The 11,048-nt window shown below is 71.6% G+C and carries 9 protein-coding genes and 2 pseudogenes; 5 read left to right on the top strand and 6 right to left on the bottom strand.

What is annotated here, in order from left to right:
- The first annotated feature begins 189 nt into the window (after window positions 1-189).
- On the top strand, window positions 190-939 hold the full coding sequence (locus ACFP2V_RS26975) for a DUF4118 domain-containing protein (RefSeq protein WP_381217723.1): 750 nt from the start codon (window positions 190-192) through the stop codon (window positions 937-939).
- 351 nt (window positions 940-1,290) lie between these two features.
- On the opposite strand, the gene ACFP2V_RS26970 is transcribed toward ACFP2V_RS26975, so the two are convergent.
- Window positions 1,291-1,788, bottom strand: a complete 498-nt coding sequence (locus ACFP2V_RS26970) for a hypothetical protein (RefSeq protein ID WP_381217721.1) — start codon at window positions 1,786-1,788, stop codon at window positions 1,291-1,293.
- A 225-nt stretch (window positions 1,789-2,013) separates the two neighbouring features.
- Between ACFP2V_RS26970 and ACFP2V_RS26965 the strand changes: the two genes are divergently transcribed.
- On the top strand, window positions 2,014-2,580 hold the full coding sequence (locus tag ACFP2V_RS26965) for a recombinase family protein (RefSeq protein ID WP_381217719.1): 567 nt from the start codon (window positions 2,014-2,016) through the stop codon (window positions 2,578-2,580).
- 340 nt (window positions 2,581-2,920) lie between these two features.
- Window positions 2,921-3,901 carry an alpha/beta fold hydrolase gene (locus tag ACFP2V_RS26960; protein WP_381217717.1) on the top strand — a complete coding sequence of 327 codons (981 nt, stop codon included), beginning with the start codon at window positions 2,921-2,923 and terminating at the stop codon, window positions 3,899-3,901.
- Window positions 3,902-4,005: 104 nt separating this feature from the next.
- Here the strand turns inward: ACFP2V_RS26960 and ACFP2V_RS26955 are convergent, their stop codons facing one another.
- Window positions 4,006-4,131, bottom strand: a complete 126-nt coding sequence (locus tag ACFP2V_RS26955) for a hypothetical protein (RefSeq protein WP_381217715.1) — start codon at window positions 4,129-4,131, stop codon at window positions 4,006-4,008.
- A gap of 434 nt (window positions 4,132-4,565) precedes the next feature.
- Between ACFP2V_RS26955 and ACFP2V_RS26950 the strand changes: the two are divergent.
- Window positions 4,566-4,805 (top strand): annotated as a pseudogene (locus tag ACFP2V_RS26950) (type ISP restriction/modification enzyme); the annotation flags it as partial.
- Window positions 4,806-5,048: 243 nt separating this feature from the next.
- On the opposite strand, the gene ACFP2V_RS26945 reads toward ACFP2V_RS26950, so the two are convergent.
- Window positions 5,049-5,975, bottom strand: a complete 927-nt coding sequence (locus ACFP2V_RS26945) for a hypothetical protein (RefSeq protein WP_381217713.1) — start codon at window positions 5,973-5,975, stop codon at window positions 5,049-5,051.
- A gap of 10 nt (window positions 5,976-5,985) precedes the next feature.
- Window positions 5,986-6,381, bottom strand: a complete 396-nt coding sequence (locus ACFP2V_RS26940) for a hypothetical protein (protein ID WP_381217711.1) — start codon at window positions 6,379-6,381, stop codon at window positions 5,986-5,988.
- Window positions 6,382-6,482: 101 nt separating this feature from the next.
- Here ACFP2V_RS26940 and ACFP2V_RS26935 point away from each other — a divergent pair, with 101 nt between their 5' ends.
- Entirely contained in the window at window positions 6,483-10,253 is a 3,771-nt protein-coding gene (locus tag ACFP2V_RS26935; RefSeq protein ID WP_381217709.1) for a CHAT domain-containing protein, read from the top strand.
- Here ACFP2V_RS26935 and ACFP2V_RS26930 read toward each other — a convergent pair.
- Together ACFP2V_RS26930 and ACFP2V_RS26925 are read right to left on the bottom strand one after the other, a co-directional pair.
- Window positions 10,250-10,819: a transposase gene (locus tag ACFP2V_RS26930; RefSeq protein WP_381217707.1), complete on the bottom strand. Its 570-nt coding sequence runs from the start codon at window positions 10,817-10,819 to the stop codon at window positions 10,250-10,252. The two genes, ACFP2V_RS26935 and ACFP2V_RS26930, sit on opposite strands and share 4 nt — an antisense overlap.
- Window positions 10,816-11,048 (bottom strand): annotated as a pseudogene (locus ACFP2V_RS26925) (helix-turn-helix domain-containing protein); the annotation flags it as partial. The gene ACFP2V_RS26930 and the pseudogene ACFP2V_RS26925, both read right to left, overlap by 4 nt.

Below are 11,048 nucleotides of genomic sequence, written 5' to 3'. Positions count from 1 at the left end.
GAAACGACCCATACCACATCAACGAACCCAAGCCCCGGAAGCAACCCGTAAATACGCGACGCCTCCCCGTAAGCCACAGGGGAGGACCAGCGGCTACCGCCGCGCCCCGCAGGGCAGTGGGCCACTGCCTGCATGCCATTCGGACAAATGAGATTCTTTCGTGATAGGCAGTGCGGTGGAGGTGGACAGATGGCCCGGTATCCGCTTCGGGACCGCATCGCACTGGCGGCAGCCCTGGCGGGCCCGCTGCTGGTCGCGCTCGTCCTGGTGCCCTTCCGAGGCGGCGTGTCGAGCACGAACCTGGCCCTGATCCTGGTGGTGGTCATCGTGGCCGTCGCCGCTGCCGGCAGCCGCCTGGCCGGCGCGCTGGCTGCCCTGTCCACGGCCGTGTGGTTCGACTTCTTCCTCACCCGGCCCTACCAGAGCTTCACGATCGGCCGCGGCGGGGACATCGCCACCGCGGCCCTGCTGCTGGCGGTGGGCCTGGCGGTGTCGCAACTGGCCGCCCACGCCCGGAAGCTGGAGGTGCTTGTCGTCACGGACGCCGACTACCTCGTCCGCGTCCATGACACCGCCCAGCTGGCTCAGTCGGCCTCCTCCGCCGATGCGGTCGTCGACCACGTCAAGCAGCAACTCACCGACCTGCTACAGCTGCAGCAGTGCCGTTTCGAGTACGGCTCCCTCCTGGGCCACCCTGCCCGCCTGGAGCAAGACGGCAGCGTCACCGTCGGACGCAAGCGATGGGACGTGGACCAGCTCGGCTGGCCCCAGGAGGAGATCGAGCTGCGTGCCAGCGGAGGCGGCCGGTTCCAGGGCCGATTCATGCTCAACCCAGCGCCGGACACCCGCCCCGCCCTGCAAGCCCGCTTGGTCGCCGTGACCCTCGCCGACCAGGCCGGCGCCGCTCTGGACACAGCCGGCCCCAGCCCACAGCAGTAGCCTCCGGCCGGATTCACAAGACCACCGGCCGTCACTCGTCCCCGGAGGCGTCCGGATCGCGCATGGGCCGCAGGCCGCCAGACAGGTCCGGCAGCTGGAAGGAGTACCGGCCGAGCATCTCCCTATGGCGAAGTCCGCCTGGACCTCGCCTCGCGCCTGGTCATCGGCGACGGCCCCAGCTGACGCCCCCGCGAGCCGTCCTGCCCGTTCCGATGCCGCGAAATCCTCTCGCCCAGGCCGCGGAGTACCACTGCCAGGATGCCCCGGTCCGTACGCGTCGATCCTGACCTCCGACGGCTACGAACGACTCGTCGCCGCAGATCGCTTCCTGACGGGCCGGACTCGACCTGCTCATCCGGGCGGCAGGAGGCCCGTGCCCTTTGCTGACGCCCAGTGCGTATGGAGTTTGACGAGATTCTCGTCGAACTCCCGGTCCCGTCGGCCGCTGGTGAACAGCCCGGGCATGGTGAGTGGACGGCCCTTGGTCCGGTGCACACGAACATCCCAGTACGGGCCGCCGCGGTTGTGCCGCTGTCGTTCTTCGAAGCGCGTGACCTCGTTCCAGGGGATCGAGCGTCGCTTCACGAAACTCTGCAGGCGGATGTGGTCCGGGGCGAGGTACGTGGCTCCGCGCGCCTGATTGATCATGTAGACGGCCAGAAGGATCCAGAAGACCGCTATCCCCAAAAGCCACGCGCCGCGATCCGGATTCGGCTGCGTGCTCGTCCTGTTTGCCGGAAGCCACCAGATCGCCGCCCCAACAGCGGCGCAAACAACGCCCATGCCGCCGATGGTCCATCTGTTCCGCTTCAGGTCCCGGCGCCCAAGGCCGAGCCGGATCTCACCCACATCACGAGCATAGAGGCTGTTCGCGGAACTGCACCGGTTCGCACGGACGCTGACCCTGATCTCTAGCCTGATGTCTTGGTGTGGTGCTGGGGTGTACCCCAGCACCACACACGCCCATTGCCGAAAACGCGTCAGGATAGGGTCCAATGCTGGATTCTCTGACACGTGTCGGCTGGGATCTGAGAGGCTATCCGGACACTCGTACCGCGGAAGGGGTTCCCGGCCTTGATCGTCTCCTACGTCCGCGTCAGTTCGGCCGACCAGAACACCGTCCGGCAACTCGACGCCCTCCAGGCCGAACGCACGTTCATCGACCACGCCTCCGGCAAGGACACTGCGCGGCCCCGCCTGGAGGAGATGCTCGCCTTCGTACGCGAGGGCGACACCCTGCGCGTGCACTCGATGGACCGCCTCGCCCGCAACCTCGACGACCTCCGCGGTATCGTCCGCACCCTGACCGGCAAGGGCGTCCGCGTGGAGTTCGCCAAGGAGAACCTCGCCTTCACCGGCGAGGACAACCCCATGGCCACCCTGCTCCTGTCGGTCATGGGCGCATTCGCCGAATTCGAGCGCTCCTTGATCCTCGAACGCCAACGCGAAGGCATCGCCGCTGCCAAGGCCCGCGGCGCCTACACCGGCCGCAAACCCGCCCTCACCCCCGAGCAAGCCCATGCCCTGCGCGAACGCGCCGCTGCCGGCGAACCCAAGTCCGCGCTGGCCAAGGAGTTCGGCATCAGCCGCGAGACCGTCTACAGCTACCTGCGCGCCGTCCCCGCCCCAGCCCCACGATGACGCCGTAACCCATCGCCTTCCGGCAGCCCGCGCTCACCGTGCGACTTGCCGCCGTGGTGGCTTTGTTCACGAGTAGCGGCAGCAGTTGTTCATCTCGTAGGGAGGCAGCCGGCAGCGGCCGGAGTCGATGTTCGTGAGAACGGGAGGCAGCCCCGTGGCCGCAGCATCGTGGAGTGACAACCGACTGCGTCGGTCCCACCGTCGAGGGCTGGGCTTGCTGAATCGGCAAACGAACTCGTCTTCTGGACGGGGTCTTCCGCAGGATCGGCGTTGAGCCGACGGAACGGGGGAAGGTGGCCGTCCCGGGGGCACTGAAGACCGACAGCCCTGGAGGAGACGCATGTCGCAGCACGCAGCGGAGATCACACACCGGTTGGTGTCCTCGCCGGGAGGCCGGATCCACCTCGCGGAGCAGGGAACCGGGCCGCTGGTGCTGCTCGTCCACGGCTTCCCGGAGTCCTGGTACTCCTGGCGCCACCAGCTGCCGGTACTCGCGGCGGCGGGATACCGCGCGGTCGCCATCGACGTCCGCGGCTACGGCCGCTCCTCCAAGCCGACCGCAACGGACGCGTACCGGATGCTCGACCTGGTGGAGGACAACGTCTCGGTCGTGCACGCCCTGGGCGAGGAGTCGGCGGTGGTCATCGGCCACGACTGGGGCGCGACCATCGCCGCAAACTCCGCCCTGCTCAGGCCGGAGGTCTTCCGCGCGGTGGGACTGCTGAGCGTTCCCTACACCCCGCGCGGCGGGCCCCGCCCCAGCGACGTCTTCGCCCAGATGGACGGGGACGAGGAGTTCTACGTCTCGTACTTCCAGCAGCCGGGCCGCGCCGAGGCCGAGATCGAACCCGATGTACGCGGCTGGCTCGCGGGCTTCTACGCGGCCCTGTCCGCCGACACCATGCCCCAATCCGGCGCTCCCGATCCGCACTTCGTCAGCAGGAACGGGACGCTGCGCGACCGGTTCCCCGCCAGCCGGCTGCCCGCCTGGCTCAGCGAGAGCGACCTCGACGTCTACGCCGGGGAGTTCGAACGCACCGGCCTGACCGGAGCGCTCAACCGCTACCGGAATATGGACCGCGACTGGGAGGACCTCGCCGCCTTCGACGGCGCCCCCATCACCCAGCCGTCGGTGTTCATCGGCGGCAATCTGGACGCTTCCACGACCTGGCTAGCCGACGCAATCAACGCGTACCCGGTCACGCTGCCGGGCCTGATCTCCTCCCACCTCCTCGACGGCTGCGGCCACTGGATCCAGCAAGAACGCCCCGCCGAGGTCAACCGGCTCCTGACCGACTGGCTCGCCACCCTGCCCGCCTGACGCATTCACGCAGCGCCGCCCAGTGCTGTCGAAACACGTGAACATCCGCGCCATGCGAAAAGGCGCCGCTGCTGCCCAAACCGCTGTCGAGACGCTGCTCATTCTCATGAACAGAGCCAGTCGAGATAGTCGATCAGCGCTGCCTCCTTTCGGAGCAACCGGTCGCGCTCATTGGCAGGCAGCGACGCCAGGGCGTCGACCAGGACCCGCCTGCGAGGAACGTGAACCATGTTGCCGTCGTAGATCCGGCACCCCGAGCACCACGCCAGCCCGATGCACTGCTCGAACATTGAGGACTCGGGCGGGTGGAAGCGGTACTGGTAGGAACGGAGAGGTTCCCGGCACACAACGCAGATCCAGCGTTCACCGTCGGAGATGGCCCAGCCGGTTCCCCTCTTGCGCCAGGACTTGCGTCCGGCCGGTGCTCTTCAAGTCGTCATGCCGAGCATTGTCCCCAGGGCCCCCTCCGTCGTCCAGGTCGGTCCTGCTGGGGCCAGCTCGAGCCGGAAGCCGGGGCCACGTCGGACCGGAGCGTCGACCGGAAACCGCTCACGGTGGGGCCGCGTCGGACCGGAAAGGCTGGGCCATTTCAGACCGTGAACGCCACCGCCGGCCCTATGGCGGCTGGTGACACGTTCGTTAACGGCACCCCGCGTACGCCGTCGCCGTCGCGGGGCACTCCGCCTTCACCCGGCGGTTCACCGAGGAACTGCTGACTCCGGGCGTACGGCTCCCGCTCACCCGCGACGGCGCCCTCTGGGACGAGGCCGTCGCCCTCGGCCGCCAGGTCCTGTGGGCCTCCACCTTCGGAGCCCGGTGCGCCGACCCCGAACAGGGCCTCCGGTCCCACAACGTGGAGTTCCCGCCCGAAGACCCGCGCAGGGGCCGGTACGCACCGCCGTGACAGCCGGGCGCCGGCACCGTGCGATCAGCATCAAACATAACGGCCACCTGGTCGAATCCCGGACCGACCCGGTCGCGCGGTACGGCGGGACGCGGGCGCCGGTGATGCCCATGGCCGAAGGTGTCCACCCGCCGACTGCCCTCCCCGGGCCCGCCGCCGGGCGCGGTCATTTGAGGGTTCGCGGCCTGGCGGCGACCGTGCTCGCGCCGTACAACGCCCGGACCGCCGGTACGTACCCGGTCGTCACTCGGCCTTCCTGAACACCGCCGACATCCCGTCCCCCGTGTCATGGGCCAGCAGTCCCGGCGTCTCCGGCGAGATCAGGCCGACCCGGGTGGCCAGCTCGCGGCCGTGAACGTCGACGGCGGCCTCGATGAGGCTTGCGAGTGCGTCCAGGGCGGTCCGGGCGCGCGACCGGGCGACGGCCGCGCAGCCGACGGCGGCCAGCGCGGCCGGCCACCACCAGCAGGCGAGCAGGGTGTAGCCGAGGGCCCAGGCGGCGAGGCGGGCTGCGGCACTGAAGGAGTCGTGGGCCGACTGAAGCTGACGCACGGCGGGTTCGGGGAGGATCAGCCACAGCCGCGGCCAGAGGACGGCGAGGTCCACCCCGTAGGCGGCCTCGACGCGGTCGGCCGTTGCCTGCATGCGGTCGCCGTACCAGGTGGGGCGGGCCGGTTCGCGCAGCGCGATACGGTCGCGGGCCTCGGTGAGGGCCTGGATCCGTGCCAGAGTGCTGCTTTGGACCACCACCGCACCGTCGGGTCCGGTGCCTGTCTGGTGGGCGTGGCCGATGGCTTCGTCGAGCTTCGCGTCCCTTTCCCGCCACTGGCGGGCCCGGCGTGCGGTCCTGGCGCGCGAGAGCGGGTCCCGGCCGAAGCGCAGCCGGTACCGCTCGATCGAGCTGCCGAGGAACTGCGCGGCGAGTGAGGCCGCGGTCGCGGTGAGCAGGACGAGGGCGACCAGGAGCGCGGCGGTGCCGGTGCGGTCGAGGGCGGGGCGGGCGGCGAGGTCGTCCAGGGCGGTGCGCAGCCGGTCGACGTCGTGCCAGTGGCGGTGGCCCAGGGTGGTGCCGACGGCAGCGGCGGCGAGGAACAGAGCGCCGGGGAGGACCAGCAGGTTCAGCCAGCGTTCGGTGAGTTTGCCGCCCAGGGTGGCGAGGAGGGGGTTCATGGGGGCGGGGTCACTGTGCGGAGCCCAGTCGGCCCTTGCGCATGCGGGTGCCGTTGACGGCGCAGTGCGGGGCGGGGAGCAGGTCGCGGGCCCGTTCGATGCGGGTGCAGCGGGTCGATCCGGGGCATACGGCCACCTTGATGTGGGGCGTGATGCCGGGGGCCGTTCCGCCTCGGGATTCGCTGTCCAGCCCGCGTGCGTCCCCGGCCTGGCGCAACGCCGTGTCCAGGGCGCGGTAGCAGGTCGCGAGTTCGTCGGCGTCCGCACCCGACCGCAGCAGGTCACGCGCACGCTCGGCCGCCTCCCGGACCCCGGGCCGGCGCAGGTCCTCCGGCGAGCCGAGCAGTACGCACAACGCCGCTGCCGCCCTGTGGTCGGGTCGGGGCAGGTCGGGAGACGCGGTCATGGTCCAAGTGTGCCGCATATCAGGCAGAGTTGAGCGTGAGTTGACGCACCGTTGGAGTCGACGGCGGGAGGGGGAGTGACGGGGTGAGGGGGAGTGACGGAGTGAGGTATGACCGGGACTGGTTCCTGCAGGCGATTTACGCGCGCCTCGACCGGGCTGGGACGGCGGACGGGGGTGTGGCCGCGGACGTGGTGTTCGGCCCCGACGCGGATGCCGAACTCCGTGGACTGCTGCGGACCGCCGACACGACGACCGACATGGAGGCCCGGCACGCGGCCGGCTGGCTCTGTGCCGCCCGTGCGATGGCCGAGCCGGGGGACCGCGACAGCGTCCACGGGTCCATGGCCGGGACGCTGCTCTTCCCGGTGTGGGTCGCCGATCCGGGACTGGTGCCGCCGGGGTTGGCGGCGGGCTACGCATCCGCCGGTCCCGCCGTACGCCCCGACCCGGCGAACGCGGACGGTCCCGCCGAGTGGTCGGCCCTGTGTGCCGCGTCCGTGATCGCGGCGGAGGGACGGCAGCACGACCCGCCGCCGGACGCCTCCGAGGACGACCGCAAGCTCCACGAGATGGCCGCGCTGCTGGCCGCGACGACCCCCTCCCACGAGACCCGGCTCGCCACCGCGATCGGATGCGGCAGCCTCGCCGTCCTCGCGACCTGGGAGTACGAGCCCTGGTTCGCGGACCGGCTCGAGGAGGTGTCCCGCGCCGTGACCCTCACCGGGACGACCTGGCCGTTCGGGGACCTGGCGGACGCGGATCCGGTCCGGTTCGTCCACGGTGTCGTCAAGCGCACCCCGGCCGGCTCCCCCGCACGGCTCCTCGCCCTGGACGGTCTGGGCCGTCGGCTTGAGGAGCGCTACCTGAAGTCGTTCGATGCCGAGGACCTGCACGAGGCGGTCGGCATCGCACGTGACGTGGTGGCTCAACTGCCGCCCGCAAACCCGCACCTGGTCCACGGCATCAGCGCGTTGGGGAGCGCTCTGCTGCTGTTGCGGCAGAGGGAGGGGGCGACGGCGGAGGAGTGCGACGAAGTGGTGGACCTGTGCCGCCGGGGCTTCGCCGGCCATCTGAAGGGGCCTGCGGCGGCGGGCCACGACCTGGGCATGGCGCTTGTCCTGAGGGCGCAGCACACCGGCCGGGTGGAGAACCTGCACGAGGCGGTCGCCGTGCTGACCGAGGCGCTCCGGGCGGCCACGACTCCGGGTCAGAACGCTGCCCTGCGCAATGCCCTGGGCAACGTCCTGCGCTTCCGCTCCGTCACGACCGGAGCTCCGGCCGATCTGGACGCGGCGCTCGACCTCACCGACCTCACCACAGCATCCACAGGGGCGACGGACGGCACGCAACCGTTACTCCTCGCTCCCGCGGTGGCCTTGTACACCCGTTACACACGCGATCCGGAAGCGAACAGGGCGGACCTGGACGAGGCGCTGCGCCGCCTCCGAGAAGCCGAGGCGCTCATGCCGCCGGACCACCCGGACCGCCCCGCGGCGCTCAACTACCTTGGCCTGGTGCTGACCGCAGGCTATCAACGCTCGGGAAAAATAGAGGAGTTGAACGAGGCTGTGGGGGCCCATCGGGAGGCGGTGGCGCTCACCTCCGAAGGGCACGGGGTGCTCGGGGTGCGGCTGCTCAACCTCGGTGCGGCGTTGGGTCTGCGCCACCAGCTGACCGGGGACGGCGAGGACCTGCGGGAGGCCCAGGAGTGCCGACGCCGGGCCGCCGCGCTGCCCGGTATGGGCCGAGCGCACCACGCGAGGCTGCTGAGCTCGACGGGGATCAGCCTGATGAGGGGCTGCGAGCGCGCCGCCGATCCGACCACCCAACTCGACGAGGCAGTAAGGCTTTTCAGGGAGGCGCTGGCCCTCACCCCGGAGAGCGACCCGCTGCTGCCCCGCCGGCGCCACAACCTCGCCACCGCCCTGATGGACCGCATGTCGCAGACGCTGCGGACCGGCGACGCACGCGAGGTGCGCGAGCTGGCCGACGCGGTGATCGCGGCGCTGCCCGCGAACTCGCCCGACCTGCCGGGCGCACTGATGGTGGCCGCGGGCGCACGGCTGATGAGCCCGCGCGCCCTGCTGTCGTCGGCCGCCCGGGGCGAGGCGGTCGCCCTGTACCGCCGGGCGGTCGAGGCCACTCCGCCCGGCCACCCCAAGCGCGCGTTCCGCCTGGCCCGCCTCGGCGCCGTCCTGTACGGCCTGGGCCCGGCCCGGCGTCGCCGCCGAGCCGATCTGGTCGCGGCGGCCGAAACGTTCCAGGAAGCGGCCCTGGAACAGCAGTGCGCACCCTCCGAGCGGCTGGACGCCGCCCAGGCCTGGGGCGAGGTCTGGGCGGAACTCGGCCTGTGGGATCGCGCGCTGGACGGCTACGTGGTGGCGGTCGACCTGCTGCACTCCGTGGCACCCCGCCAGCTCGTCCGCGACGACCAGGAGTTCCTGCTGAGCCGTACCGTCGGCCTGGGCGCCGCCGCCGCTGCCTGCGCGGTGCGCTGCGGTCGGCCAGGGCTCGCGGTCGGTCTGCTCGAACAGGCCAGGGGCGTGATCCTCTCCCACGCCTTCGACGCCGACAGCGATCTCACCCGGCTCCGGGAGACCGCCCCCGGCCTCGCCGCCCGCTTCGAGGAGCTCCGGGACGCCCTCGACACGGCGACCGACAGCGGGGAGTTCCTGGAGGAAGGACCGCCCGGCCCCGACGCCCGCGCCGATCTCCGGCAGCGGCTGGCCGCCGAGTGGCGGGACCTCACCGACCGGATCCGCGCCGAGCACCCCGAACTGGACCTGCTGCGTCCGGTGCGGAACTGGGACGAACGCGAGCTGCGCGCGACGGCCGCGGCGGGCCCGGTGGTCCTGGTCAACGTCTCCCCGCACGGCAGCGACGCCCTGGTCGTCACCGAGCGCTCCATCGACGCCGTACCGCTCCCGGGTCTCGACCCGCGGACCACGGCAACGCGCCTGCAGACCTTCCAGGACGCCCTGGTCCGCATCGAGACGCCCGGAACCTCCCGCAAGCAGTCGCAGCGCGCCCAGCAGGACGTACGGGAAACCCTCGCCTGGCTGTGGCAGGTGGTCACCGGTCCGGTCCTCGACCGCCTTCCCGCGGCAACCCGCGTGTGGTGGTCGCCCGGCGGCCTGCTGGGCACGCTGCCCCTGCACGCGGCAGCCCCCACCGGCGGAGCCCCCGGCGCCCTGGACCGGGTGGTCTCCTCGTACACGCCGACACTGCGGGCCCTGCACCACGCCCGTCGGCGCGCCACCCGCCCGGCGGGCACCGGAACCCTCGTCGTCAGCGTCGCGCAGGCCACCGGACAGGCCCCACTCCCGGGCGCACGCCGCGAAGCCGAGCACCTGGCCCGCCTGCTCCCCGGTGCCGCACTGCTGGCGGACACCTCCGCCACCCACTCCGCGGTCGTCTCCGCCCTGCACCGCCACGCCTACGCGCACTTCGCCTGCCACGCCCTGGGCGACCTGGAGCACCCGTCCGGCAGCCGTCTCGTCCTGCACGACCACACCGAACGCCCGCTGACCGTCCGCGACCTGGCCCGGCTCCGGCTGCCGTCGGTCCGGCTCGCCTACCTCTCCGCCTGCGCCACGCTGCGCACCAGCCCCGAGCTCGCCGACGAGGCCGTCCACATCGTCAGCGCCTTCCAGATGGCGGGCTTCCCCCATGTGGTCGGCTCGCTGTGGCACGTCGACGACGTGATCGGGGCCGAGGTCGCGCTCAGCGTGTACGAAGCCCTGCACACGGGCGACGGCACACTCGACGTCGCCCGCACGGCCGAGGCCCTGCACCGGGCCGTACGCACCCTGCGCGACACGTATCCGCAGACCCCGAGCCTGTGGGCCTGCCAGGTGCACGCGGGTCCCTAATGCAGGTTTCCTCGAAGGCAGTAAATAAAACGGCGGCGTAGTGTGCGGGTCGGTGGTGCGGGGCGTCTCCAGATCCAGGGTGTGGCACGGGTGTTGAGCTGGGTGGTGGCCAGGCGGGTGGCCCGGTCGATCTCGGCGGGGTCGGCGAAGGACTGCCCGGCCAGCGCGGTCTTGCGGAAGATCCGCCACCAGCCCTCGGCCAGGTTCAGCCAGCAGGCGCCGACCGGGATGAAGACCTGATGGACCCTCGAATGCTTCCTCAGCCACCTGCGGATGGGGCCGCTGGTGTGGCTGGAGAGGTTGTCGGCGACCACGTAGAGCCGACCGCGCGGGTGGGCCCGGGCGATCTCCTGCAGCAGCCGGAGCCAGCCGGCGGTGTTGCGGGACGGCGCGCAGAAGGCCACCTCCTGGCCGTCGCGGATGCGCGGGCCCCCGTACACCCAGGTCTTCTGGCTGCCGCGGCAGTACTCCAGCGGCGCCTTGAACCGGTGCCCGTCGGGGGACCAGCCCGGGGCGGGGGCGAAGGTGCGCGGGATGACCGGGCCGAGCTCGTCGCCGCAGATCACCGTGGAGCGCGGCGGCGGGTCGGTACAGAGCCCGACGACCGCCGTTCTTTTGGGGCGAAGTCCGGGTCCTTGCTGGTCGTCCAGGAGGGGGTACGCCGCCGGCGCACCCCCTCGGCCCGCAGGATCCTGCGCACCTGGCTGCGGTGCACGTCGATACCGCCGGCCCGGGTGGTCGCGGTGAGCGTATCCAGCGTCCAGGTCGGCGCTCCGGCCTCGTCGGCGGCCTGAA

The sequence above is a fragment of the Streptomyces incanus genome (assembly GCF_042656345.1).
GTDB classification, from domain to species: Bacteria; Actinomycetota; Actinomycetes; order Streptomycetales; family Streptomycetaceae; genus Streptomyces; species Streptomyces incanus.
Note: the sequence above shows the minus strand (reverse complement) of the source record. Positions and strands in the feature narration are given on the sequence as shown.

What these genes read in the sequence shown, in the direction of transcription:
- ACFP2V_RS26975 (WP_381217723.1), top strand. Translation starts at nt 190, where the DNA reads ATGGCCCGGTATCCGCTTCGGGACCGCATCGCACTGGCGGCAGCCCTG.
- ACFP2V_RS26960 (WP_381217717.1), top strand. Translation starts at nt 2,921, where the DNA reads ATGTCGCAGCACGCAGCGGAGATCACACACCGGTTGGTGTCCTCGCCG.
- ACFP2V_RS26940 (WP_381217711.1), bottom strand. Translation starts at nt 6,381, where the DNA reads ATGACCGCGTCTCCCGACCTGCCCCGACCCGACCACAGGGCGGCAGCG.
- ACFP2V_RS26955 (WP_381217715.1), bottom strand. Translation starts at nt 4,131, where the DNA reads ATGGTTCACGTTCCTCGCAGGCGGGTCCTGGTCGACGCCCTGGCGTCG.
- ACFP2V_RS26945 (WP_381217713.1), bottom strand. Translation starts at nt 5,975, where the DNA reads ATGAACCCCCTCCTCGCCACCCTGGGCGGCAAACTCACCGAACGCTGG.